At 71.0% G+C, this 24621-nt stretch carries 22 protein-coding genes; 19 read left to right on the forward strand and 3 right to left on the reverse strand.

The window, feature by feature from the left end; all coding sequences use genetic code 11:
• Positions 1-99: 99 nt before the first annotated feature.
• The 16 genes from KBX21_RS04305 to KBX21_RS04380 all read left to right on the forward strand — a co-directional run bounded on the left by KBX21_RS04305 (position 100) and on the right by KBX21_RS04380 (position 19961).
• Positions 100-1449, forward strand: a complete 1350-nt coding sequence (locus KBX21_RS04305) for a folylpolyglutamate synthase/dihydrofolate synthase family protein (protein ID WP_210841053.1) — start codon at positions 100-102, stop codon at positions 1447-1449.
• 26 nt (positions 1450-1475) lie between these two features.
• On the forward strand, positions 1476-1844 hold the full coding sequence (locus KBX21_RS04310; RefSeq protein WP_049565935.1) for a DUF4233 domain-containing protein: 369 nt from the start codon (positions 1476-1478) through the stop codon (positions 1842-1844).
• A gap of 211 nt (positions 1845-2055) precedes the next feature.
• Complete coding sequence (gene ndk, locus KBX21_RS04315) at positions 2056-2460, forward strand: nucleoside-diphosphate kinase (protein ID WP_049565932.1); 405 nt, start codon at positions 2056-2058, stop codon at positions 2458-2460.
• Between the two features lie 232 nt (positions 2461-2692).
• Positions 2693-3727: a rod shape-determining protein gene (locus KBX21_RS04320; RefSeq protein WP_049565930.1), complete on the forward strand. Its 1035-nt coding sequence runs from the start codon at positions 2693-2695 to the stop codon at positions 3725-3727.
• Between the two features lies 1 nt (position 3728).
• Positions 3729-4628 carry a rod shape-determining protein MreC gene (mreC, locus tag KBX21_RS04325; protein WP_210841054.1) on the forward strand — a complete coding sequence of 300 codons (900 nt, stop codon included), beginning with the start codon at positions 3729-3731 and terminating at the stop codon, positions 4626-4628.
• The gene (gene mreD, locus KBX21_RS04330) at positions 4625-5179 is read left to right on the forward strand and encodes a rod shape-determining protein MreD (RefSeq protein WP_049565924.1); all 555 of its coding nucleotides are present in this window, start codon (positions 4625-4627) and stop codon (positions 5177-5179) included. Before mreC ends, mreD begins: the two co-directional genes overlap by 4 nt.
• Before the next feature lie 4 nt (positions 5180-5183).
• Positions 5184-7316 (forward strand): penicillin-binding protein 2, encoded by a 2133-nt coding sequence (gene mrdA, locus KBX21_RS04335; RefSeq protein ID WP_210841055.1) that lies wholly within the window; start codon positions 5184-5186, stop codon positions 7314-7316.
• On the forward strand, positions 7316-8500 hold the full coding sequence (gene rodA, locus KBX21_RS04340; RefSeq protein WP_049565917.1) for a rod shape-determining protein RodA: 1185 nt from the start codon (positions 7316-7318) through the stop codon (positions 8498-8500). Before mrdA ends, rodA begins: the two co-directional genes overlap by 1 nt.
• A gap of 112 nt (positions 8501-8612) precedes the next feature.
• On the forward strand, positions 8613-10550 hold the full coding sequence (locus tag KBX21_RS04345) for a TIGR03960 family B12-binding radical SAM protein (protein WP_210841056.1): 1938 nt from the start codon (positions 8613-8615) through the stop codon (positions 10548-10550).
• Between the two features lie 616 nt (positions 10551-11166).
• Positions 11167-11949, forward strand: coding sequence for a TIGR03936 family radical SAM-associated protein (locus tag KBX21_RS04350; protein WP_049565912.1), 783 nt, complete (start codon positions 11167-11169; stop codon positions 11947-11949).
• A gap of 159 nt (positions 11950-12108) precedes the next feature.
• Positions 12109-15264, forward strand: coding sequence for an Rne/Rng family ribonuclease (locus KBX21_RS04355; RefSeq protein ID WP_210841057.1), 3156 nt, complete (start codon positions 12109-12111; stop codon positions 15262-15264).
• A 279-nt stretch (positions 15265-15543) separates the two neighbouring features.
• Positions 15544-15855 (forward strand): 50S ribosomal protein L21, encoded by a 312-nt coding sequence (rplU, locus tag KBX21_RS04360; RefSeq protein ID WP_049565907.1) that lies wholly within the window; start codon positions 15544-15546, stop codon positions 15853-15855.
• Positions 15856-15868: 13 nt separating this feature from the next.
• Positions 15869-16129, forward strand: coding sequence for a 50S ribosomal protein L27 (gene rpmA, locus KBX21_RS04365; RefSeq protein ID WP_026129380.1), 261 nt, complete (start codon positions 15869-15871; stop codon positions 16127-16129).
• Positions 16130-16268: 139 nt separating this feature from the next.
• Positions 16269-17633 (forward strand): GTPase ObgE, encoded by a 1365-nt coding sequence (obgE, locus tag KBX21_RS04370; protein WP_049565904.1) that lies wholly within the window; start codon positions 16269-16271, stop codon positions 17631-17633.
• Positions 17634-17732: 99 nt separating this feature from the next.
• Positions 17733-18920, forward strand: a complete 1188-nt coding sequence (gene proB / locus KBX21_RS04375) for a glutamate 5-kinase (RefSeq protein ID WP_049566058.1) — start codon at positions 17733-17735, stop codon at positions 18918-18920.
• Positions 18921-19073: 153 nt separating this feature from the next.
• On the forward strand, positions 19074-19961 hold the full coding sequence (locus KBX21_RS04380) for an alpha/beta hydrolase (RefSeq protein ID WP_049565903.1): 888 nt from the start codon (positions 19074-19076) through the stop codon (positions 19959-19961).
• Positions 19962-20000: 39 nt separating this feature from the next.
• Here the strand turns inward: KBX21_RS04380 and KBX21_RS04385 are convergent, their stop codons facing one another.
• Genes KBX21_RS04385 through KBX21_RS04395 form a run of 3 tightly spaced genes read right to left on the reverse strand, consistent with a single transcriptional unit; the run spans position 20001 to position 21921 of the window.
• Complete coding sequence (locus KBX21_RS04385) at positions 20001-20750, reverse strand: SDR family oxidoreductase (protein WP_049565900.1); 750 nt, start codon at positions 20748-20750, stop codon at positions 20001-20003.
• Positions 20747-21610, reverse strand: a complete 864-nt coding sequence (locus KBX21_RS04390; RefSeq protein WP_049565898.1) for an SDR family NAD(P)-dependent oxidoreductase — start codon at positions 21608-21610, stop codon at positions 20747-20749. Before KBX21_RS04390 ends, KBX21_RS04385 begins: the two co-directional genes overlap by 4 nt.
• Positions 21607-21921 carry a hypothetical protein gene (locus KBX21_RS04395; protein ID WP_247665225.1) on the reverse strand — a complete coding sequence of 105 codons (315 nt, stop codon included), beginning with the start codon at positions 21919-21921 and terminating at the stop codon, positions 21607-21609. Before KBX21_RS04395 ends, KBX21_RS04390 begins: the two co-directional genes overlap by 4 nt.
• A gap of 70 nt (positions 21922-21991) precedes the next feature.
• Here KBX21_RS04395 and KBX21_RS04400 point away from each other — a divergent pair, with 70 nt between their 5' ends.
• From KBX21_RS04400 to KBX21_RS04410, 3 genes are all read left to right on the forward strand, one after another.
• Positions 21992-22546, forward strand: a complete 555-nt coding sequence (locus tag KBX21_RS04400; RefSeq protein WP_049565892.1) for a TetR/AcrR family transcriptional regulator — start codon at positions 21992-21994, stop codon at positions 22544-22546.
• A gap of 62 nt (positions 22547-22608) precedes the next feature.
• The gene (locus KBX21_RS04405; protein WP_374225696.1) at positions 22609-23145 is read left to right on the forward strand and encodes a type II toxin-antitoxin system PemK/MazF family toxin; all 537 of its coding nucleotides are present in this window, start codon (positions 22609-22611) and stop codon (positions 23143-23145) included.
• Positions 23146-23313: 168 nt separating this feature from the next.
• Entirely contained in the window at positions 23314-24588 is a 1275-nt protein-coding gene (locus KBX21_RS04410) for a glutamate-5-semialdehyde dehydrogenase (protein ID WP_049565888.1), read from the forward strand.
• The last annotated feature ends 33 nt before the right edge of the window (positions 24589-24621 follow it).

Consider the following 24621-nt stretch of genomic DNA (forward strand, 5'->3'; position numbering starts at 1 on the left):
GTCCGCGCGGAGGGGACCGCCGTACGCCCGACCCCGCGTCGGAGCCCAGGTGGGGCCGCGTACACTGGCGCGGGTGTACACCCCGATCACCGAGACCCCGTGAGTGGCGCGGGCGCCCACGAGCGCTACGCCGAGGTCACCGCGGAGATTCTCTCCCGCGCGCCCGAATCCGACATCGACCCCACTCTGGACCGTGTCCGCACGGTCCTGGACCTGCTGGGTGACCCGCACCGCAACTTCCGGGTCATCCACGTCACCGGAACCAACGGCAAGACGTCCACCGCCCGGATGATCGACGCGCTCGTGCGCGGCCGAGGCCTGCGCGTGGGCCGCTACACCAGCCCCCACCTGCGGACGGTGCGGGAGCGGATCGTCGTCGACGGCGAGCCGATCTCGCAGGAGGAGTTCGTCGAGGCCTACGACGACATCCGGCCGTACCTGGAGATGGCCGACTCGATGAGCGACATCCGGTTGTCGTTCTTCGAGATCCTCACCGTGATGGCCTACGCCGTGTTCGCCGACGCCCCCGTGGACGTCGCCGTGGTGGAGGTCGGCATGGGCGGCAGCTGGGACGCCACCAACGTCGTCGACGGCGACGTGGCCGTGATCACCCCCATCGGGATCGACCACACCGAGTACCTGCCCGACACCCTCGACGGCATCGCCGAGGAGAAGGCCGGGATCATCAAGCCCGGCTCGGTCACTGTCATGGCCCAGCAGCCTCTGCCCGCCGCCGAGGTCCTGCTCCGGCACGCCGCCGAGGTCGGGTCCACCGTGGCCCGCGAGGGGCTGGAGTTCGGCGTGACCTCCCGCGAGGTCGCCGTCGGCGGCCAGCAGGTCGCCGTCAAGGGCCTCACCGGCACCTACGACAACCTCTTCCTGTCGCTGTTCGGTGAACACCAGGCCAGCAACGCGGCGGTCGCCATCGCGGCCGTCGAGGCCTTCTCCGCCTCCGAGGACGCGGCCGGACTCGACCCCGTGATCGTCGGCGAGGGCCTGGCCGCGATCGACTCCCCGGGCCGCATGGAGGTCGTGCGCACCAGCCCGACCGTCATCGCCGACGCCGCCCACAACCCGGCCGGAATGATCGCCACCGCCGCGGCCGTGGAGGAGGCCTTCTCCTTCTCCAGGCTGATCGGCGTGATCGCGATCATGGCCGACAAGGACGTCGAGGGCATCCTGGAACCCCTCGAACCGCTGCTCGACGAGATCGTGGTCACCCGAAACTCCTCACCTCGGTCCCTTGACCCGGCACAGCTGACCGACATCGCCCGGCAGATCTTCGGCGAGGACCGCGTGCACGTGGCCGCGCGGCTCGACGACGCCATCGACCAGGCCGTGGGCCTGGCCGAGGGAGGCGGCGAGTTCGGCGGAACCGGCGTGCTGGTCACCGGATCGGTCGTCACCTCGGGCGACGCGATCCACCTGCTGCGCGGTTCCGGGGACTGAAGACCCACAGACGAAGGGAGAACGCCGTGCGCACACTCTGCGCCGTGGTCCTCGTGTTCGAGGCCGTCGTGATCGGTCTGGCGATCCCGATCGCCATCAACCTGGAGGGCGCCGACCCCGCCGTGGCGGGCGGTGTCTGGGGCGGCATGGCGCTGGCCGCCCTGCTGCTGTCCGGCCTCCAGAAGCACACCTGGGCGCACTACGCGTCGTGGGTGCTCCAGGCGGCCTTCCTGTTCAGCTCCTTCATGGTCACCGGGGCGCCCCTGGTAGCGATCGTGTTCGTGTCCCTGTGGGTCACCGGCGTGATCCTGGGGCGAAGGGTCGACGCAGCCCGCGCCGCCCACGAGGAACGGGCCGAGCAGGAGGTGGACGCGGGGGTCGGCGGGCCGTCCTAGGACGAATGGGCTCTCCCCCCGCGTCCACGGAGCAAACGCGATAGTGTGACGCACGTCCGGGCAGACGAGCGGACCCGCACGGCGGAACCTCCCCCCGCCTCGTCCCCGAGCCCCGGTCACACACCCGTTCACCCCACCGCGTGCGCTCGCCACTGCGGGCCCAGGCCCCCTTGTGCCACGCGGGGGTCCCCAATGAGGAGTTGAAACGCACGTGGAGCGCACTCTCGTTCTCATCAAGCCCGACGGTGTCCGCCGCAACATCGTCGGTGAGGTCATCTCGCGCATCGAGCGCAAGGGCCTGAACCTGGTCGCGATGGAGCTGCGCACGCTCGACGCGGACACCGCGAAGACGCACTACGAGGAGCACGCCTCGCGTCCGTTCTTCGACTCGCTGGTGGAGTTCATCACCGGTGGTCCGCTGGTCGCCATGGTGGTCGAGGGCGAGCGCGCCATCGAGGCCTTCCGCGCCCTGGCCGGTGCCACCGACCCGGTGACCGCCACGCCCGGGACCATCCGCGGCGACTTCGCCCTGGAGGTCCAGAAGAACATCGTCCACGGCTCGGACTCCACCTACTCCGCCGAGCGCGAGATCAAGCTGTTCTTCCCCGACCTGTAGGGGTTCCGGGCCCGTGAGCCCTAGTCTTGGTGTCCCGGGGTGCTCACGCACCCGGGACACCATTTCTTTTCCCACCCTTGCCCGGTGACGAGGCAACAATTCGGTGTGTTTGCGTAACGGACTAAGTGCGGACCGTTACGATGCGGAGGACTGGATACCTAACGTGCTGGAACGACCACGTATGGTCGTGACCGCGCGTCCCCGCCCGACACGGCGCCTCTGAGGACGTTACATGCCGAACAACCTTGCATTTCTCGGCCGGGACATGGCCGTAGACCTTGGTACCGCCAACACACTCGTGTACGTACGCGGACGCGGCATCGTCCTGAACGAGCCCTCCGTGGTCGCGCTGAACACCTCGACCGGCAAGATCGTGGCGGTCGGTATCGAGGCCAAGCAGATGATCGGCCGCACGCCGACCAACATCACCGCCATCCGCCCCCTCAAGGACGGCGTCATCGCCGACTTCGAGGTCACCGAGCGCATGCTGCGGTACTTCATCCAGAAGATCCACCGCCGCCGCCACTTCGCCAAGCCCCGCATCATCGTCGCGGTCCCGAGCGGCATCACCTCGGTCGAGCACCGCGCGGTCAAGGAGGCGGGCTACCAGGCCGGGGCGCGCCGCGTGTACATCATCGAGGAGCCCATGGCCGCGGCCATCGGCGCCGGGCTCCCGGTCCACGAGCCCACCGGCAACATGGTGGTCGACATCGGCGGAGGCACCACCGAGGTCGCCGTCATCTCCATGGGCGGCATCGTCACCTCCCAGTCCATCCGGGTGGGCGGTGACGAACTCGACCAGGCGATCATGACCTTCATCAAGAAGGAGTACTCCCTGATGATCGGGGAGCGCACCGCCGAGGAGCTCAAGCTCGCCATCGGCTCCGCCTACCCCACGGGCACGGAGGAGCTGCACGCCGAGGTGCGCGGACGCGACCTCATCAGCGGCCTGCCCAAGACCATCGTCCTGTCCGAGTCCGACGTGCGCCAGGCCATCGAGGAGCCGGTCACCGCGATCATCGACGCGGTCCGCACTAGTCTCGACAAGTGCCCGCCCGAACTCTCCGGCGACATCATGGACCGGGGCGTCGCGGTCACCGGCGGCGGCGCCCTGCTGCGCGGCCTCGACGACCGTCTCCTCCACGAGACCGGAATGCCCATCCACGTGGCCGACAACGCCCTCGACTCCGTCGCCGTGGGCTCGGGCACCTGCGTTGAGAACTACGAACGCCTCCACCAGGTCCTCGTCCCGGAACGGCGGCGCTGACATGCTCCGCGACTCCACGCGGTCCCGTCTGTTCCTCGCCGTGCTCGTCGTGGCGGCCGTGGCCCTGATGGTCCTGGACTCGCGGGCGGGGAGCAATCCGGTCACCTCGGTCGCCCGGGGCGGCGGCGAACTCGTCTTCACCCCCGCCTCAACCGCGGTCGGCCTGGCCGCCGGGCCCGCCGCCACGCTCTACGAGGGTGTGAGCCAGGGCCCGAAGTCGGCCGCCAGGATCGCCGAGCTGGAGGCCGCCAACGCCGAACTGGAGTCGGACCTCCAGGCGGCCCGACTCGACGACGGACGCGCGGACCAGCTCGACGAGCTCCTGCACCTGTCCGGTCTGGGCGGCTACGAGATCGTCCCGGCCCAGGCCGTCACTCGCACCACCGCGCAGGGCTACGCGCACACCGTCACCATCGACGCGGGCACCGACTCCGGGATCCGCCCGGACATGACCGTCGTCAGCGGCTCCGGCCTGGTCGGACGGGTCATCGAGGCCGGGCCCCGACTCGCCACCGTCAAGCTCGCCACCGACGTGAACTCCACTGTCGGCGCGCGGCTCGAGAAGACCAGCAAGATCGGCGCGATCAGCGGAGGCAGCGTGCCGGGCGGCCCCGAGGCCGACCTCACCCTGGAGCTGTTCGACATGGAGGCCCCCATCGACGAGGGGGACCGCGTGGTCACGCTCGGCTCACACGACGGCGCTCCCTTCGTCCCGGGGGTGCCCATCGGCACCGTCGACGAGGTCCACGTGGCGCCCGGCGCGCTGAGCCGGATCGCCCGCATCACCCCGGCCGTGGACTTCGCGTCCCTGGACATGGTGGGTGTGGTCGTCTCCGGCCCCGCCGAGGACCCGCGCGACTCCGTGCTCCCGCCCAAACCCGACCCCAAGGGGGACCAGTGAGGACCGCAGGGACCCTGCTCATGGTGGCCGTCGCGGTGCTCGCGCAGGCCACCATCGTCAACCGTCTGCCCTTCGAGTGGGGGCCGGACCTGGTCCTCGCGGCGGTCGTCGCGGTCGCCCTGACCACCAACCCGGCGGCCGCCGCCGGGTGCGGCTTCGCGGCCGGGCTGGCCATGGACGCCCTGCCCCCGGCCGAACACCCGATGGGCCGCTACGCCCTGGTGCTGTGCGTGGCCGCCTACCTCGTCTCACTGCTGCGAGCCAACACGGGCCTGGGCGGTGCGGTGGGCAACGCCGTCTCGAACTGGACCGCCCTGGGCATCACCGCCGTCACCGCGGTGGGAGTGGGGCTGACCTACGCGCTCGTCGGATTCCTGATGGGGGACGCAAACATCACGCTCGCGGCGGTCAGCGTCCGCGTCGGCGTCGGCGCGCTCCTGACCACCCTGTTCGCCACGGTGGTGACACTGCCGATCCTGTGGGTGCGCACCTCGCTCGCGGAGAGCGACCTCGCCACCATCCAGGGGCCGACCTCGATCAGAGGGTGGTGACCCCGTGCACAAGCCGCCCACCAACCCGTCGCTTCCCGGCCGCAGGCTCGGCTGGTTCGGACTCTTCCTGGCGCAGTTCCTGGTGCTGGCCCTGTTCGCGGTCCTGGTCGCCCGGCTCTGGTACCTCCAGGTGCCCATGGCCGACCACTACCGCGAGCTCGCCGTCTCCAACCACCACCAGGAGCTGGTCGTCCCCGCCACCCGGGGGCAGATCCTCGACTCCAGCGGCCGCGTCGTGGTCAACAACAAGACCGAACTCCTGGTGTCGGCCGACTACCACCGGCTCCAGGGGATGAAGGACGGCGGGGAGAAGGTCCTCAGCGACCTCTCCGGAGTCCTCGACGTCCCCCTGGAGGAACTCCAGCAGCGCATGCGCCTGTGCGGCCCCGAGGTCCAGCGTCCCTGCTGGCCCGGGTCGCCCTACCAGCCCGTCACCCTCGCCGAGGACGTGGAGGGCCCGATCGCGCTCCAGATCATGGAGCGCGCCGACGACTTCCCGGGGATCACCGCGCAGGCCCAGGCCGTGCGCGAGTACCCCTACGGAGACCACGCGGGCCAGATGCTCGGCTACCTCCAGCCCGTCACCCAGGAGGAGCTGGAGGCCCGTGAGGAGCTGCGCACCCAGTTCACCGGGATCGACATGGTGGGCCGTGACGGCCTGGAGGCCGTCTACGACAAGGAGCTGCGCGGCAACGCCGGACTGCGGACCCTGGGCGTCAACAACCACGGCGAGATCATGGACGTGATCTCCGAGCGCCTCCCCGAGGCGGGCATGCACCTGGTGACCCACATGGACATGAACGTCCAGAAGGTCGCCGAGGAGGCCCTGGCCCGCGGCATGGAGGGCGCCCGGCCCAAGTACAAGGCCGACTCCGGGGCCGCGGTCGTCCTGGACGTCACCAACGGCGGGGTCGTGGCCATGGCCAGCCTGCCCACCTACGACCCCACCATCTGGGACGGCGGCATCGACCAGGAGACCTTCGACGCCATGCTCAGCGAGGAGGCCGGGGAGCCGCTGCTCTCCCGCGCCGTCCAGGGCACGTACCCGCCCGGATCCACCTTCAAGGTGTCGTCGCTGTCGGCCGCCGTCGAGAACGGGTACTCGCTGCGTAGCAGCTACGCCTGTCCCGGCTCGGTCAACCTGGCCGGTCAGAGCTACGAGAACTACGCGGGCGCGGGTCAGGGCAGCATCACCCTGAAGCAGGCGATCATCGCCTCCTGCAACACCGTGTTCTACAACTTCGGCTACCAGATGTGGTCCAAGGACGGCGGGCTCCACCCGGACGGCGACCCCGAGGAGGCCATGGCCGACATGGCGCGCGGCTACGGGTTCGGCTCGCCCACCGGCGTGGACCTGCCCTACGAGACCGGTGGCCGCATCCCCGACCGCGAGTGGAAGCGCACCTTCTGGGAGGAGACCCGGGAGGTCAACTGCAAGCGCGCCGAGGGCGGCTACCCGGAGATCGCCGAGAGCGACCCGTCCCAGGCCGCCTACCTCAAGCAGCTCGCCCACGAACACTGCGTGGAGGGTTTCGAGTGGAGGGCCAGCGAGGCGATCAACTTCTCGATCGGCCAGGGTGACGTCCTCGTCAGCCCGCTCCAGCTGGCCAGCGCCTACGCGTCCATCGCCAACGGCGGCACGCTGTACGAGCCCCGCGTGGCCAAGGCCATGGTCGCAGCCGACGGCTCGAAGGTCGATCCGATCGAGCCCACGGTCAAGAACGAGGTGCCGGTCAGCGACGAGACCATCAAGTACCTCCAGGAGGCCCTCGCGGAGGTGACCACGTCCGGTACCGGTGGTGGCGCCTTCTCCGACTTCCCGCAGGACAAGGTCGCCGTCGCGGGCAAGACCGGAAGTGCCGACGCGCAGGGCCGCCAGGTGTCGTCCTGGTTCGCCTCCTACGCGCCGGTGGACGATCCGCAGTACGCCATCGTCGTCCTGGTCTCCCAGGGCGGTACCGGCGGTGAGACCGCCGCGCCGATCGCCCGCGAGATCTACGAGGGCCTGTACGGATTCTCGTCCGCCGGTGACACCGAGGACGTGAAGGACGGCAAGCCGCTGCTTCCCGGCGGCAAGCCGCACACCGAACTGCCGGTCGTCCGCCAGGACGGTTCCATCGAGACGCTGGAGCCCTGATGATCACGAACATGGGCGGTCCGCCCCGGCGCCAGAACGACCTGGGGCGGACCCTCAGCACGGCGGCGGGCGGGGCGCGCCGCCTCGACTGGCTCCTGATCGCCTCCGTGCTGGCGCTCGCCGGGATCGGATCGCTGCTGGTGTGGTCGGCGACCCTGCCGGGCGACGGCGGCGACCCTCTGGAGTCCCTGGACCACCTCGTCCGCCACCTGGCCCACCTCGCCGTGGCGGTGACGGTGTGCCTGGTCTTGGCGGCCGTGGACTACCGGACGGTCCGCGCCTACGCGCCGATCGCCTACGGGTTCTCGGTGGTCACCCTCGTCCTGGTGCTCACGCCCCTGGGCGCGGTGATCAACGGTTCGCGCGGCTGGATCGTGATCGGCGGCTTCCAGTTCCAGCCCAGTGAGCTGGCCAAGGTCGGGCTGATCCTGGTCCTGGCCACGCTTCTCGGTGAGCCCCGGGACGGCGAGACCCGGCCGATGACCAGGGACGTGCTGTTCTGCCTCCTGGTGATGGCGATCCCTCTCGGGCTCGTCATGCTCCAGCCCGACCTCGGGACCAGCCTGGTTCTGTGCGCGATCTTCCTCGGCATGCTCACGCTGTCCGGGGCTCCGGTCGTCTGGGTGGCGGGCATGCTGTCCTGCGGTGCGCTGGCGGCTCTGGCCGTGTGGTGGTTCGACCTGCTGGAGCCCTATCAACTGGACCGGATCGCGACCCTGATGGACCCGGCCGCCGACCCGCAGGGCGCGGGCTACAACTCCGCGCAGGCGCTGATCGCCGTGGGGTCGGGTGGCTTCGACGGCACCGGTCTGTTCCAGGGGGAGCAGACACACGGCCGGTTCGTCCCCGAGCAGCACACGGACTTCATCTTCACGGTGGCCGGGGAGGAGCTGGGCTTCGTCGGCTCCGGTGCGATCATCGTGCTGTTCGCCGTGGTGATCTGGCGGATCCTGCGCATCGCCCAGGGGTGTGACCAGCCCTACCCGCGACTGCTGTGCGTGGGGGTGGCCTCCTGGTTCGGGTTCCAGGCCTTCATCAACATCGGGATGGGCCTCGGCATCCTGCCGGTGACCGGTCTGCCGCTGCCGTTCGTGTCCTACGGCGGCACGGCGATCCTCGCGAACATGCTGGCTCTGGGCCTGGTGCTGGGGGTCAACTCCCGGGACCGCGGCTTCGAGTTCTGATCCGCGCGAACCACCCCGGACCGGCCTGTGGATGACCGGTCCGGGAGGATCCCAGGCGGCTAGCCTGGTGTGATCCAGCCAGACACGATGTCCGCCGATCGAAGGCCACACCATGTCCGTCGAAAGCCTCTTCCCGCGTCTCGAAGCCCTGCTGCCCCGGGTGAGCAAGCCGATCCAGTACGTGGGCGGTGAGCTCAACTCCGTGGTCAAGCCCTGGGACTCCGCGCGGGTGCGCTGGGCGCTGATGTACCCGGACGCCTACGAGGTGGGGGTGCCCAACCAGGGCGTGCAGATCCTCTACGAGGTGCTCAACGAACGCGAGGGTGTGCTGGCCGAGCGCGCCTACGCTGTCTGGCCGGACATGGAACGCCTCATGCGTGAGCACGGTGTCCCGCACTTCACGGTGGACTCCCACCGGCCGATCCGCGCCTTCGACGTCCTCGGCCTGAGCTTCGCCAGCGAGATGGGCTACACCAACATGCTCACCGCGCTGGACCTGGCGGGCATCCCGCGCCGCACCGCCGACCGCACCGAGGAGGACCCGGTCGTCCTGGCCGGGGGCCACTCCGCGTTCAACCCCGAGCCCATCGCCGACTTCCTGGACGCCGTGGTGCTCGGGGACGGTGAGGAGATCACCCTCGCCATCACCGAGATCATCCGCGAGTTCAAGGAGGAGGGCGCCCCAGGCGGACGGGACGGTCTCCTCCTGCGCCTGGCCGCCACCGGAGGCGTGTACGTGCCGCGCTTCTACGACGTGGCCTACCTCGACGACGGACGGATCGCCGGGTACGCGCCCAACCGCGCCGGGGTACCGGACACCGTGCAGAAGCACACGGTGATGGACCTGGACCAGTGGCCGTACCCGAAGCGGCCCATCGTCCCCACGGCGGAGTCCGTGCACGAGCGGTACAGCGTGGAGATCTTCCGGGGCTGCACGCGCGGCTGCCGGTTCTGCCAGGCCGGGATGATCACCCGGCCGGTGCGCGAGCGCAACCAGGAGACCGTCCAGAAGATGGTGGAGGAGGGGGTGAAGGCCTCCGGCTTCCAGGAGGTGGGCCTGCTCTCGCTCTCCAGCGCGGACCACAGTGAGATCGGCGACATCGCACGCAACCTCGCCGACCATTACGAGGGCACCAACACCGGCCTGTCCCTGCCTTCCACCCGCGTGGACGCCTTCAACATCGACCTCGCCAACGAACTCACCCGCAACGGCCGCCGTTCCGGGCTGACCTTCGCCCCCGAGGGCGGCAGCGAACGCATGCGCCGGGTGATCAACAAGATGGTCTCCGAGGAGGACCTCATCCGCACCGTCACCGCCGCCTACGCGGCCGGGTGGCGCCAGGTGAAGCTCTACTTCATGTGCGGACTGCCCACCGAGGAGGACGAGGACGTCCTGGCCATCGCGGACCTCGCAACCGAGGTGATCCGGACCGGCCGCGAGGTGACCGGGCGCAAGGACATCCGCTGCACGGTCTCCATCGGCGGGTTCGTCCCCAAACCGCAGACCCCGTTCCAGTGGGCGGCCCAGACCTCGCATCAGGACGTGGACGCCCGGCTGCGCAGGCTGCGGGACCGGATCCGAGGTGACCGCAGGTACGGGAAGTCCATCGGACTGCGCTACCACGAGGGACGTCCGTCGATCATGGAGGGCCTGCTGTCCCGGGGCGACCGGCGGGTCGGCCGGGTCGTCGAGGAGGTGTGGCGCGCGGGCGGCCGCTTCGACGGCTGGAGCGAGCACTTCTCCTACGACCGCTGGATGAGGGCGGCCGAGACCGGGCTGGCAGGGACCGGCGTGGACGTGGACTGGTTCACCACCCGAGAGCGCGACGAGGACGAGGTCCTGCCCTGGGACCACCTCGACGCCGGGCTGGACCGCTCCTGGCTCTGGCAGGACTGGCAGGACTCTCTGCACGGCGAGGAGTCCCTGGAGATCGACGACTGCCGTTGGAACCCCTGCTACGACTGCGGGGTGTGCCCCACCATGGGCACCGAGATCCAGATCAACGATCAGGCCGGGGGCCGTCCGATGCTGCCCCTGACCGTGGTCTGAGACGGGTTAGGGCCGGTCCCGCCGGGGGTGGGACCGGCCCCGCGAGGGGCGGGTGAGGGTTCGTGGGCACGGCGAGCGCACCCGGGAATCGGGGCGATCAGTGTGCGATGGGGGGAAACGGAGTAGGATTCGCGCTCCGGGCGCCCGCCGCGGTGTGGCTCGACCTCGTCGTGTGCCGTTGGCACCGGGGGAGCGTCCGGGGGAGAAGGTGTACGGCCCGGCGCCCCGCTCGCGCCGGGCCGTACGTGAAGTAAGACTCGCGGGGGATACCGGGGGTTGCCATGGTTGCGGGATTTCTTTGGATTTTTTTTCCGCGCCCCCGTGTTCTGGAGGTGAACACCGGTTCAGTGTCCGCTCGGACCCGCTCGGGACTTTTCGATCGGGGGCCGTCGGGGGAGGTACCGGTATGCGTGTCCCGCTTGGCGCGTGTGCACTTCGGCGCACCGTACGCTGAACAGGACGAGGAACAGCCCCTGAGGGCCGCCACAGACGGCCCTGAACACAGGGGGCACTGAGGAAAGGAGTTGAGCTGCCCCCCGCACACGAGGGCACCACCTCACCCTCCACCGCCAACCCCGGCCAGAGGCTGCGCGTCCGCTACGCCAAACGCGGACGCATGCGCTTCGCGAGCCACCGGGACATAGCCCGGGCACTGGAGAGAGCCCTGCGCAGGGCCTCGGTACCCGTGGCCTTCTCCGCTGGCTTCTCACCACACCCCAAGATCTCCTACACCGGTGCGGCCCCCACCGGGGTCGCCAGTGAGGCGGAGTATCTTGAGCTCATCCTGGCCGAGGCGCGCCGACCCGAACAGGTCAGGACCGCGATCGACGCGGCGATGCCCGACGGGATCGACGTGATCGAGGTCGTCGAGGCCCGGACCCAGGGCCTGGCCGACCGGCTCGAGGCCTCCGAGTGGCGCGTGGAGATGGCGGACGTCGACCCCGACGACGCCGCCAGGGCGGTGGCCACCTACCTGGCCGCCGAGAGCGTCGAGGTGGAACGGATGACGAAGAAGGGCCGACGCCGCTTCGACACCCGCCCGGCCGTCCTCGATATCGATGTGTGTCACCGATCCCATGGGCGCGTCCCAGGGGACCGACACGCGACATATGCCATACTTCGAATGGTCATACGGCACACGACACCTGCTGTACGACCAGACGACGTGCTGACCGGCCTCCGCCAACTGGCCGACCTCGCGCCGCCGTCATCACCGACGATGACCAGGCTGGCGCAGGGGCCACTGGACGAGGCGACAGGTGTGATCGCTGATCCGTTCGACGCGGACCGACCCGAGGCTGCCATCACTGGGAGCGCCGGGACCGCGCACGACCAGAAGAACGATCGACGCACCCGCTCACCACGGACGTCATCGCCCATGACGGGATCTTCGTCATGAAGGGCCCCAAAGCGGGGAACATGGGCGAAACCACAGGACTTTGCCCCGACGGCACACCAGTGTCGTCGGCGCTGACACAGCGACGACAGCGCCCGTGAGCCGCGCCACCGACCGATGAGGTCGCGGTGCGCCCGAGTGCTTTGACGGGAGACCGCCCGGATGCTCGAGAACGAGCCCAACAACGGTGCCGAAGGCGCCGCGGGTACAACTGAAACAACCGAGAACACGGCGGCGGCGCCCCCCACGGGGGACGGCGCGGTGCGGGTGACCACACCCGCGCCCGCCAAGGGCGCTCGCCGTGCGGCAGGACCACCCCCCGAGCCCGACGACGTCTTCTCCGCGCCCACCGCGCCGGTCACCAAGCTGGCCGGTTCCGGAGAGGTCGGCACCGTCAACACCTCGGTGTCCGCCAGCTCCCGCAAGCGCACCGTGCGCGCGGCGGGCCGTCCGGACGACGCCCCGGCCGCCGCGCAGCGCCGCACCCGCGCCCGCGCCACGGCCGAGAAGGCGAGCGCGCCCGCTCCGGAGGCCGCTGAGGTGAAGGAGCCCGCCGAGACCGGGGGCGACGCCACGGAGGCCAGGGAGAGCGCCAAGGAGGTCAAGGAGACCGGTCGCGGCCGCACGCGCGGCAGGACGCGCTCCCGCTCCGCCAAGACCGTCGAGGCACCCGCCCCGGAGGCCGTCGAGGAGCCCGAGGAGGCCCCCGCCGAGACCGGCGGGGCCGTCTTCCAGCCGCCCGGCGCCATGCTCTTCCAGCCTCCGGTGGCCAGCGCCGCCGTCCAGACCCGCCCCAAGGCCGAGCCGGTCGTCGAAGCCGACACCGACACGGACGAGGACGAGGACGACGCCGAGGACGAGTCCGCCGAGGCCCCGGCCGAGGAGACGGGCTCCGACGAGCGCCCCAGCCGTCGCCGTCGCCGCCGTGGCGGCCGCGGGCGCGGTCGCTCGCGCGGCGACTCCGACAACGACGAAGGCGACTCCGCCGCGTCCGAGGACGACACCAGGGACCAGCGCGGGGACGACCGGGCCGCCGCTGAGGAGGACGACTCCGAGGACGAGTCCGGTGACGACTCCGCCGAGGGCGAGCGCGGCGGCAGCCGTCGCCGCCGTCGCCGTCGTCGGCGTTCGGGATCCGGTGGCGACTCCACCAACGACGACCCGCCGAACACCGTGGTCAAGGTGCGCGAACCGCGCCAGGAACGGCCCATCGAGAACGAGGTCCAGGCGGTCCGCGGCTCCACCCGCCTCGAGGCCAAGAAGCAGCGCCGCCGCGAGGGGCGCGAGCAGGGCCGCCGCCGCGCGCCCATCGTCACCGAGTCCGAGTTCCTGGCCCGCCGTGAGGCGGTCAAGCGCGACCTGGTCGTGCGCCGGACCGGCGACCGCACCCAGATCGCCGTCCTCGAGGACGACATCCTGGTCGAGCACTACGTCGACCGCGCCACCCACCGTTCCTACGTGGGCAACGTGTACCTGGGCCGGGTGCAGAACGTCCTGCCGTCGATGGAGGCCGCCTTCGTCGACATCGGCAAGGGCCGCAACGCCGTGCTGTACGCGGGCGAGGTCAACTGGGACTCGTTCGGCCTGGACGGCCAGCCCAAGCGCATCGAGTCGGTGCTCAAGTCCGGCCAGTCGGTCCTGGTGCAGGTCACCAAGGACCCGGTCGGCCACAAGGGTGCCCGCCTGACCAGCCAGATCAGCCTGCCCGGCCGCTACCTCGTGTACGTGCCCGGCGGTTCGATGACCGGCATCAGCCGCAAGCTGCCGGACAAGGAGCGCGCGCGCCTCAAGACCATCCTCAAGAAGGTGATGCCCTCCGGAGCCGGTGTGATCGTGCGCACGGCCGCCGAGGGCGCCAGCGAGGAGGAGCTGGAGCGCGACATCACGCGTCTGGCCAAGCAGTGGGACTCGATCAAGCGCAAGTCGAAGTCGGCCAACGCCCCGTCCCTGCTCAACAGCGAGCCGGACCTGACGGTGCGCGTGGTGCGCGACGTCTTCAACGAGGACTTCTCCAGCCTGGTCGTCTCCGGTGACGAGGCCTGGACCACCGTCCACGAGTACGTGGACTACGTGGCGCCCAACCTCTCCGAGCGGCTGTCGCACTGGGACGAGGACCGCGACGTCTTCTCCGCCTACCGGATCGACGAGCAGATCAACAAGGCCCTGGAGCGCAAGGTCTGGCTGCCCAGTGGCGGTTCGCTGATCATCGACCGCACCGAGGCCATGACCGTGGTCGACGTCAACACCGGCAAGTTCACCGGTCAGGGCGGCAACCTCGAGGAGACGGTCACCAAGAACAACCTGGAGGCGGCCGAGGAGATCGTCCGCCAGCTCCGCCTGCGCGACATCGGCGGCATCATCGTCATCGACTTCATCGACATGGTGCTGGAGTCCAACCGGGACCTGGTGCTTCGTCGGATGCTGGAGTGCCTGTCGCGTGACCGGACCAAGCACCAGGTGGCCGAGGTCACCTCGCTCGGACTGGTGCAGATGACCCGCAAGAGGGTCGGCCAGGGCCTGCTCGAAGCCTTCTCGCACACCTGTGACCACTGCAACGGTCGCGGCCTGCTGCTCTCCGGTGACCCGGTGGAGAACAAGGGCGGCGGCGGTGGTGGCGGCACCGGTGGACGCAAGAAGAAGAAGGGCAAGGGCGACGCCGAGTCGACCGGAGACAAGGACGCCTCGGGCAAGGCGGACAGGTCCGACAGTCAGGACGGCGACGACCGCCCCGTGAGCGGCGAGGAGACGGCCGAGCAGCCCGTCGAGCAGGCCGAGAAGCCCGAGAAGCCCGGCAAGGCGGAGAAGGCCACCAGGAAGAGCCGTGGCCGCAAGGCAGCGGAGCCGGTGGCCGCCGAAGCCAGCCCGTCCGAGGCCGCCCCGTCCGGCGAGGGCGAGTCCGCTCCCGTCGAGGCCGAGGCTCCCGTCGCCGAGGAGGCCGCTCCCGCGAAGAAGACGCGTAAGCGCTCCTCGCGTGCGAAGAAGGCCGCCGAGCCCGTGGAGGTGGCCGAGGGGGCCGCGTCGGAGGACAAGCCGGCTGAGGAGCCCGCTGAGGCCCCTGTGGCCGAGGAGGCCCCGGCCAGGAAGACCCGTCGGCGCACCAGCACCCGCAAGGCGGCCCAGGCCGACAGCGGTGAGGGTGAGCAGACGCGGGCGAGCGGTGCCGAGCAGGTCTCGGACTCCGACGCCACCGAGACACCCGCCACCGCCGAGGGTGACGCCGACGGCGCCACCGAGCGGCCCAAGCGCCGCCGTACGCGGCGGACCAAGGCGGCGGTGACCTCACAGACCAGTGAGTCCACCGCGGTCGACGTCCGCTGACCAGCGGTCGAGGCGGGACAGCAGGCTGGCCCGGACCCGTTCACGAACGGGTCCGGGCCAGGGCACGTGTGCGGGCCTGTGTCGGTTCGGTGGTAATCTGATGGACGGTGCGTCGGCGCGCCCCAAATGTTCGCGCGCCCCGAGACCGCAGTGCTCTCCACCAAGGTGGGTTTGTTTCCCTCAGATCCCCGCGCCCCGCTACAGGCGATTCGTGGATCGTGGCATCACGGTCATGAGTGAGCGCATTATTCGTTGAGCGAGCAGGAAGAGAGTTACCCGGTGTACGCGATCGTGCGAGCGGGCGGCCGACAGGAGAAGGTGTCTGTCGATGACGTCCTGAACATCGACAGGGTCTCCGACGAGACCGGCGCCACCCTCAAGTGGCAGCCCATCCTTGTGGTCGACGGTGACAACGTCATCAGCGAGGCCGACAAGCTGAGCGGCTACACGGTCACCGCCGAGGTCCTCGGCGAGACCAAGGGCCCCAAGATCAACATTCTGAAGTACAAGAACAAGACCGGTTACAAGAAGCGCCAGGGTCACCGCCAGAAGCACACCCAGGTGCGCGTCACCGGCATCGCGGCGAAGTAGGAGGCCTGGAGAAATGGCACATAAGAAGGGCGCTTCGTCCAGCCGTAACGGTCGTGACTCGAACGCCAAGCGCCTCGGCGTGAAGCGCTTCGGCGGTCAGGCCGTCTCGGCCGGTGAGATCCTGATCCGTCAGCGCGGCACCAAGTTCCACCCCGGTGCGAACGTCGGCCGTGGCGGCGACGACACGCTGTTCGCGCTGGTCGATGGCGAGGTCAAGTTCGCCAACTTCCGCGGTCGCAAGGCCGTCAACATCGTTCCGGTCGCCGCCGAGTAGGCTGCGCCGGCAACAGCGGTTTTTCGGGGGCGGGCCAGGGAACACTGGCCCGCCCTTCGCGTTGTCACTGGTGAGATGACGCGTGAGGAGTACCGGTCCACGCCGGGTGGCGGGGACCGCAAGAGTAACGGGGAGAGCTATGCCTGACTTCGTCGACGAGGCGGTCTTGCACGTCAAGGCCGGGAACGGCGGGCATGGCTGTGCCTCCGTGCACCGTGAGAAGTTCAAGCCGCTGGGCGGTCCGGACGGCGGCAACGGCGGCCAGGGCGGCGACGTCGTCCTTGAGGTCGACGCCCAGACCGCGACGCTGCTGGACTACCAGCGCCGACCGCACCGCAACGCCCAGAACGGGACCCCGGGCCAGGGCGGCCACCGGGCCGGAGCCAAGGGGCAGGACCTGATCCTGACCGTCCCCGACGGCACCGTGGTCACCAAGGGCGACGGGGAGGTCATCGCCGACCTGGTCGGCCACGGCACCCGCCTGGTCCTGGCCCAGGGCGGCAGCGGCGGCCTGGGCAACGCCGCGCTGGCCTCCAAGAAGCGCAAGGCCCCCGGCTTCGCCCTCAAGGGCGAGGAGGGCGAGGCCTTCGACGTGCGCCTGGAGATGAAGACCATCGCCGACGTCGGCCTGGTGGGCTTCCCCAGCGCCGGGAAGTCGTCGCTGATCGCGGCGATGTCGGCGGCTCGGCCCAAGATCGCCGACTACCCGTTCACCACCCTCATCCCGAACCTGGGAGTGGTGGAGGCGGGCGCCACCCAGTACGTCATCGCCGACGTGCCCGGCCTGATCCCCGGCGCGAGCGCGGGCAAGGGCCTCGGCCTGGAGTTCCTCCGCCACATCGAGCGCTGCTCCACGCTGCTGCACGTCCTGGACTGCGCCACCTACGAGCCGGGCCGCGACCCGGTCAGTGACCTCGACGCCCTGGAGGCCGAGCTGGCCGCCTACGGCGAGCAGGCCGGGGTGGACCTGTCCGACCGCCCTCGCATCGTCGCCCTGAACAAGGTGGACGTGCCCGAGGCCCGCGACCTCGCCGACATGGTCACCCCCATGCTGGAGGAGCGCGGGTACAAGGTGATGGAGGTCTCTGCGGCCTCCCGTGAGGGCCTGCGCGAACTCGCCTTCGCCCTGGCCGAGCAGGTGGCGGCGGCCCGTCAGGCCGCCCCGGTCGAGGAGCCCACCCGCATCGTGCTGCGCCCGAAGATGATCGGGGACGTCCCCTTCGAGGTCGTGCCGCTCGGCGACAACTCCTTCCAGGTACGCGGTGACAAGCCCGCCCGGTGGGTGCGCCAGACCGACTTCTCCAACGACGAGGCCGTCGGCTACCTGGCCGAGCGGCTCAACCGCATCGGTATTGAGGAGGCGCTGGCCAAGGCCGGAGCCACCCAGGGCGCCGAGGTGCAGATCGGCACGGACGAGGACGCCGTGGTCTTCGACTGGGACAACTCCATGGACGCCGAGGTCGTCCCGTCCGGCCCGCGCGGAACCGACGCCCGGCTGGGCTGACCCGCGCGGGGACCGACCGCTCCACACCAGCCGGACCCAGACAAGGTACGAGCACGGCGCTCGGGAGGGCGCCGTGCCACGGATGGAAAGCCCCTCGTGGTGCACAGCGCAGACACCCAGCAGCACACCGGCCAAAGGGCCGGGCGGAGTGACGTCGACGCCCTGGAGTCGGCAGGGCGGGCGGCGGTCGCCGGGGCCCGCCGGGTCGTGGTCAAGGTGGGGTCCTCCTCACTGACCACCCCGGACGGGCTGATCGACGCAGGCCGGATCAGGGACCTGGTCGAGGTCCTGGCCGACCGCAGAACCCTCGGCCAGGAGGTGATCCTGGTCTCCTCGGGCGCCGTGGCCGCCGGGATGACGCCGCTGGGCATGGCCCGCCGTCCGCACGACCTGGCCTCGCAGCAGGCCGCCGCCAGCGTGGGCCAGGGTCTCCTCGTGGCCTCCTATGCCGCGGAGCTGGCCGGGCACGGTCTGACCGCGGCCCAGGTCCTGCTCACGGTGGAGGACATGATGCGCCGGGTGCAGCACCGCAACGCCCAGCGCACCCTGCGCCGCCTGCTGGACATCGGCGCCCTCCCCATCGTCAACGAGAACGACACCGTGGCCACCCACGAGATCCGGTTCGGTGACAACGACCGCCTCGCCGCACTGGTCGCGCACCTGATCCGGGCCGACGCCCTCGTACTGCTCTCCGACGTGGACGCGCTCTACGACGGAAACCCGGCCGACGAGGGGACCTCGGTCGTGCACCTGGTGCGCGGCCGGGACGACCTGGACGGGATCGACATCGGTTCCTCGGGCAAGCGGGGCGTGGGCACCGGCGGGATGGTCACCAAGGTGGACTCGGCGCGCATCGCCACCGAGGCGGGGGTACCCACCCTCCTGACCTCTGCGGCCAACGCCCGAGCCGCCCTGTCCGGCGAGCGGGTGGGCACGTTCTTCGCGGCCGCTGACGGCCGCCGCCCCTCCGCCCGTCAGCTGTGGCTGGCCCACGCCACGGCCGGCCGGGGCAGTCTGGTCCTGGACCCGGGGGCGGTCAACGCGGTCGTGCGTGAGAAGGCGTCGCTGCTGCCCGCCGGGGTGGTAGGGGTCCACGGTGACTTCAGCGCCGGTGACCCCGTGGACCTGCGCGACGAGCAGGGCACGGTGGTCGCCCGGGGCCTGGTCAACTACGACGCCGCCGAGGTCCCGGACCTGATGGGCCGGTCCACCCGGTGGCTGGCCCGGGAGATGGGCCCCTCCTACGAGCGCGAGCTCGTGCACCGCGACGACCTCGTGGTGCTCTGACGGACGATCGCCGAGGGCCGGTCCTGGCCGTTGTGTCCGGGGCCGGCCCCGGTGTGTCCGGGAGTCGATCACGGCCGCGCCGCCGCCCTTCGCGCACACCTGTCGTCCGTGCGTGAAAGGGTCCGAGAGAACGTCCCGAGGAGGGTGGCACCCATGCCCAGTCTGATGACACACCTGGCGTCGCTGGCCCTCCGGGTCCTGCGCAAACCGACCCTGGAGTCGGTGGAGGACACCCGGGAGTGGCTCCACGAGCCCAAGGAGGACGCGGAGCCGCCGCAGTGGCTCAGCGCACGGCACTGGATCACCCGCCGGGAGGTCGGCGGCTTCCCCGTCTACACGGTGCGGCCCCGCAGCGTCGTCGAACCGGAGAGGGCGGTGTTCTATCTGCACGGGGGCACCTACGTCAGCGAGATCGCGGCGTGGCACTGGGTCCTGGTCGCCCGGATCGCCGACGCGGGCTGCCGGGTGGAGGTGCCGATCTACGGCCTGGCACCGGAGCACACCTACCGCGAGGCCTTTCCGTTCGTCACCGGGGTCTACCGGGAACTGACGGAGGACGCCGCGCCGGAGCGCACCCTGATCGCGGGTGACTCAGCCGGGGGAGGGCTCGCGCTGGCTCTCACCCAGACCCTGCCCGAGGCCGGGCTGCCGCTGCCCGCGCGGTTGGTCCTGATCTCCCCGTGGACCGACCTCACGATGTCCAACCCCGAAATCGCGGAAGTGGAGGGGTCCGACCCCTGGTTGGCCCCGGTGGGTCTGTTGGAGGCCGCCGGGGAGTGGGCGGGCGGGGACGATCTGGCCGAGCCCCGGCTCAGTCCGCTGTACGGGCCGATGTCGGGGCTGCCCCCGATGGACCTGTACATCGGGACCCGTGACCTGCTCCTGCCCGACACCCGTCGCCTGCACGACCGCGTGACCGAGGCCGGGGGAGTGGCCGAGCTCCACGTGGAGGAGGGGGCCTTCCACATCCACCCGCTGGTCCCGGTTCCCGAAGGCGGGGACGCCCGTGACCGGATCATGCGCACGGTCCGGGAGCTGTGAGGCGCCCCGGCGAGACACCCCCCGTGGCGACCCCTCGGGTCATGTCAGTCTTCTGACCACGGAGAGCGGCAGCCGCTTCAGCAGAAAGCCGATGGGTGCCCAGGGCCAGGCGGGGACGTAGGCCCGGACTCGCCGCCTCTCGATGGCCGCGACCATGGCGCGGACGCCGACCTCCGTGTCGACCATGAACCGGGTCCTCTGAGCGACGTGCTCGTTCATCTCCGTGCGGATGTAGCCGGGGTGGACCACCGAGACGTCCAGCCCCGGCACGCCCTCGGAACGCAGTCCCTCGGCGATGGCGGCCACCCCGGCCTTGGTGGCGGAGTAGACGGTCATCGCCCGGCGCATGCCGCGCAGGGCCGACATGGAGGAGACCATCACGAGGTGGCCGCGCTCCTGCTCACGGAAGATCTCCATGGCGGCGTCGGCCTGGGCGAGGGCGCCCACGAAGTTGGTCATGGCGGTCTGCCGGTTGGCGTCGTGGCGGCCCGTGCCGAGCGCCGCGCCCTTGCCGAGGCCCGCGTTGACGATGACCCGGTCCACCCCGCCGAGCTCGGCGGCGATCTCCCCGAAGACCCGGTGGACCGCCTCGTCGTCCGTGACGTCCAGGGCCCGGAGCACCACGCGGCGGTCGGGGTGGGCCGCGGCGATCCCGTCCCGGAGGACGGCCATGGGCTCGGTGCGCCGGGCGCACAGGCCCAGGTCGTAGCCGAGCGCCGCGAACTGGCGGGCCATCTCGGCGCCCAGCCCGGCCGAGGCGCCGGTGATGATGATGGTTCCCCTGCTCATACGCGGTTCTCCGTGGGGTCGTCGGGTGCGGGGGAGGGGCGCTCCACGCGGCGGCGCACGCCCTCGGCCACCTGTCGCATCGCGCGGTCGTACAGCGGACGCAGCCAGCGTTTGGCGAGGACCGCGACCCGGCCCTCCCTGTCGGTGAGGATGACCGGTCGACGCCGGTCCGTTCCCCGGAGCACACGCGCGGCGACCTCGTCGGCGGACAGCCGGGAGCCGTTGATCAGCCTGGTCGCGGAGACCTCAACCTCGGGGTCGCTGCCGCTGAGGGAGGAGGCCAGGTTGGTGCGGAAGAACGACGGGCACACCACCGAGGTGGTGACGCCGTAGGGGGTGAGCTCGTGCCGGAGGGTCTCGCTGAGCGCGACGACCGCAGCCTTGACCGCGTTGTAGGAGCTCATGACCGGCGGGTGCACGAGCCCGGCCATGGACGCGACGTTGACGACGTGCCCCGATCCCTGCCGTTTGAACAGCGGGGTGAACGTGCGGCAGCCCCGGACCACGCCGAACAGGTTGATCTCGGTGATCAGCCGCCAGTCCTCTACGGTGAGGACGTCGATCCGCCCGCCCGCAGCGATCCCGGCGTTGTTGACCAGCACGTCGAGCCCGCTCCACCGCTCCTCGACGTGGGCCAGGGCCGCCGCCCAGTCGTCGTCGGAGGTCACGTCCAGGCGCAGGTAGGCGACGTCCCTCGGAAGGGTGTCCGGGGCGTGTTCGGCGAGGTCGGTGGCGACCACTCGGTCCCCGCGCGCCGCGAACGCGGCCACCAGCGCCGCACCCAGGCCGGAGGCGCCACCCGTGACGAGGACGCGTCGGCCAGTGCCGCTCGCCGGGGCCCCTCGCTCGGAGGCGCTCATCTGCGGGCTCCGTGCATCATCGGCTCCAGCCGGGTGACCACGGCCCGGTGCGCCTCATCCGGTCCGTCCGCGAACCGCTCGGCGTAGGGGCCCTCGTGTCCGGCGGGCGGGAGGGGGTTCCACAGCCCCTGGGCGCGGGCACGGGCGCGGAGCTCGTCGAGCGCGGGCAGGGGCCGCCATGGGGCGCCGTCGCCCCGGAGGGCGGCGAGGTCCCGTTGGCGGGCCTCCTCGACGGGGTCGGTCCCGGTCTCGACGAAGGCGTGGACCCGCCCGACGGTGTCGGCGGCGCGGGGGGAGGGTGCGAAGTCCATGTCGTTGACACTACGACCTTGTTGAGCAATGCTCAACAGGGTGAGTGGAGCAGCTCCGCGTCGGACGCGGATGACCCAGGACGAACGCAGGCGCCAACTGGTGGGGATCGGCCTGCGCATGCTGGTGGAGCGCCCCATCCAGGACCTGGCGGTGGACGAGGTCGCCCGGGAGGCGGGTATCTCCCGAGGTCTGCTCTTCCACTACTTCCCCAACAAGACCGCCTTCCACGACGCAGTCGTGGCGGCCGCCGGGCGGCGCGTGGTGCGCAACACCGCCCCGGACGAGGACCGCACCGGCTGGGACGCCGTGACCCAGTTCGCCGAACGCTACTTCGAACAGGTGGACCGGCGCAGGGCGTCCTACGCGGCGCTGGTCTTCGGCGGGGGACCGGTGACCCTGGACGGCGCGCGGGTCGAGGGCCTGCGCGAGACCATGGGCGCCCGCGTACGCGCCCTGCTCGGCGCCCCCGACGCGGCGGCACCGGTCACCGACGCGTGGACCGCCTACGTGGAGGCCAGGGCACTGCGCTGGGCGGCCGTCCCCGACAGGGAACGCGTCACCGACCCGACCGCCGAGGCCGACCACTGCGTGCGGGCCCTGCGCGCCCTGCTGGACCTGGACTGACCAAGGGACGGCGGCCCCGGAGCGCTGTGCGCCGGGTCCGCGCGGGTCCTAGGATGCGGTGCGTGAGCCAACACACGACGCAGCACGGAAACCCGCCCCAGGGCGGCGCACCCCGACAGAACGGCAACTCCCGGCGCGACGGCGACACCCCTCAGCGGGGCGGTCTCCAACAGGGCACCGAGGCCCATCCCCATGAGGGCGCGGTGCGCGAGGTCCCCACCGGGCGCAACGCCACCAGACTCGTCTACGCGCCCGAGAAGGACGGCCTCGCCGACGCGGGCGAGATCGTGTGGACCTGGGTGCCCTACGAGGAGGACGCCACCCAGGGCAAGGACCGCCCCCTGCTCGTGGTGGGGCGCAAGGGGCCGCGCCTGCACGGGCTCATGCTCTCCACGCAGGCCCCCGACGAGCACGAACGACAGGACTGGCTGCCGATCGGCACGGGTGCCTGGGACCGGGAGGGCCGCGACTCCTTCGTGCGGGTGGACCGCCTCTTCGAGTTCGACGAGGCGGCGATCCGCAGGGAGGCCGCCGTGATGGACGAGAGCCTGTTCTGGAAGGTCGCGGCGGTCCTCAGGGAGCGCTACGGCTGGACCTGAGGGGCGCGCGGGGCGCTCCGCCGTCTCACCCTGTGGATAACCCAGTGTGTCCGGGGGCGGGGCCCTATACGCTGAGGGAGATCCCCCTGGTCCGGTGCCCTACGAAGGGGTGGGTCCACCGGCCCGGGCGGCCTCCCGAGCAAGGAAGCCCCGACAAGGATGACAGCCATGAGTGACATCGAGCGCGCGGTCCACGCGGTCGCCGAACGCGCAGGGGACGCGGCGGCCGACCTCGCCCCGCTCAGCCGGTCCGTGAAGGACGCCGCCCTGCTGGCCATCGCCGACGCCCTGGTCAAGAGGGCGGACGAGATCACCGCCGCCAACGCCGAGGACGTCGAACGGGCCCGCCAGGACGGCACCAGCCCGGCCATGATCGACCGGCTCACCCTGAACCCGGCGCGGATCGAGGCCATCGCGGAGGCGGTGCGCGAGATCGTCGAGCTGCCGGACCCGGTCGGCGAGTCCGTGCGCGGCGGTGTCCTGCCGGGCGGCCTCGACCTGCGACAGATCAGGGTCCCGCTCGGGGTCATCGGCATCATCTACGAGGGCCGTCCCAACGTCACCGTGGACGCCGCGGCCCTGTGCCTCAAGAGCGGCAACGCCGCCCTGCTTCGCGGCTCCTCCTCCGCCTACAACTCCAACACCGCGATCGTCGCGGTGCTGCGCGAGGCCCTGGAGGGCACCGGCGTGCCGACCGACGCCATCCAGATGGTCCCCGGCCGCACCAGGGAGTCCTCCACCGCGCTGATGCGGGCCCGCGGGCTCGTGGACGTGCTCATCCCGCGCGGCGGCGGCTCGCTCATCCAGGCCGTGGTGCGCGACTCCACGGTCCCCGTCATCGAGACCGGTGAGGGCCTGTGCCACGTGTACGTGGACGCCGACGCCGACCTCGACAAGGCGGTGGCCATCGCGGTCAACTCCAAGGCCCAGCGCTGCTCGGTGTGCAACTCCGCCGAGACCCTCCTGGTGCACCAGTCCGTGGCCGAGGACTTCCTGCCGCGTGTGCTCGCGTCCCTGGCCGAGGCCGGGGTGACCGTGCACGGCGACGAGCGCGTGCTCTCCGTCGCTGCGGCCCACCCGACCGGCGCCACCGTGGTCGAGGCCACCGAGGAGGACTGGGCCACCGAGTACCTGTCCATGGACCTGGCCGTGCGGGTGGTCCCTGACGTGGACGCCGCGATCGCGCACATCCGGCGGTACTCCACCCAGCACACCGAGGCGATCGTCACCGACTCACTCAGCACCTCCCGGTACTTCGTCGCCCGGGTCGACTCGGCGGCGGTGATGGTGAACGCGTCCACGCGCTTCACGGACGGCGGCGAGTTCGGATTCGGCGCCGAGATCGGCATTTCCACCCAGAAACTGCACGCCAGGGGCCCGATGGGGCTCACCGAAATGACCTCGACCAAGTACGTGGTCACCGGGGACGGTCACCTGAAGTAGCCGGGGGAACCGTCGGCACGCACCAGAATGGTC

Origin of the sequence: Nocardiopsis sp. B62 (assembly GCF_018070675.1) — a bacterium.
GTDB classification, from domain to species: Bacteria; Actinomycetota; Actinomycetes; order Streptosporangiales; family Streptosporangiaceae; genus Nocardiopsis; species Nocardiopsis prasina.

Excerpts from the sequence above, each read along its gene's own strand:
- KBX21_RS04320 (WP_049565930.1), top strand. The coding sequence starts at position 2,693 with ATGCCGAACAACCTTGCATTTCTCGGCCGGGACATGGCCGTAGACCTT.
- mreC (WP_210841054.1), top strand. The coding sequence starts at position 3,729 with ATGCTCCGCGACTCCACGCGGTCCCGTCTGTTCCTCGCCGTGCTCGTC.
- rodA (WP_049565917.1), top strand. The coding sequence starts at position 7,316 with ATGATCACGAACATGGGCGGTCCGCCCCGGCGCCAGAACGACCTGGGG.
- KBX21_RS04345 (WP_210841056.1), top strand. The coding sequence starts at position 8,613 with ATGTCCGTCGAAAGCCTCTTCCCGCGTCTCGAAGCCCTGCTGCCCCGG.
- KBX21_RS04350 (WP_049565912.1), top strand. The coding sequence starts at position 11,167 with ATGCGCTTCGCGAGCCACCGGGACATAGCCCGGGCACTGGAGAGAGCC.
- KBX21_RS04355 (WP_210841057.1), top strand. The coding sequence starts at position 12,109 with ATGCTCGAGAACGAGCCCAACAACGGTGCCGAAGGCGCCGCGGGTACA.
- rpmA (WP_026129380.1), top strand. The coding sequence starts at position 15,869 with ATGGCACATAAGAAGGGCGCTTCGTCCAGCCGTAACGGTCGTGACTCG.
- obgE (WP_049565904.1), top strand. The coding sequence starts at position 16,269 with ATGCCTGACTTCGTCGACGAGGCGGTCTTGCACGTCAAGGCCGGGAAC.
- KBX21_RS04380 (WP_049565903.1), top strand. The coding sequence starts at position 19,074 with ATGCCCAGTCTGATGACACACCTGGCGTCGCTGGCCCTCCGGGTCCTG.
- KBX21_RS04385 (WP_049565900.1), bottom strand. The coding sequence starts at position 20,750 with ATGAGCAGGGGAACCATCATCATCACCGGCGCCTCGGCCGGGCTGGGC.
- KBX21_RS04390 (WP_049565898.1), bottom strand. The coding sequence starts at position 21,610 with ATGAGCGCCTCCGAGCGAGGGGCCCCGGCGAGCGGCACTGGCCGACGC.
- KBX21_RS04395 (WP_247665225.1), bottom strand. The coding sequence starts at position 21,921 with ATGGACTTCGCACCCTCCCCCCGCGCCGCCGACACCGTCGGGCGGGTC.
- KBX21_RS04400 (WP_049565892.1), top strand. The coding sequence starts at position 21,992 with ATGACCCAGGACGAACGCAGGCGCCAACTGGTGGGGATCGGCCTGCGC.
- KBX21_RS04410 (WP_049565888.1), top strand. The coding sequence starts at position 23,314 with ATGAGTGACATCGAGCGCGCGGTCCACGCGGTCGCCGAACGCGCAGGG.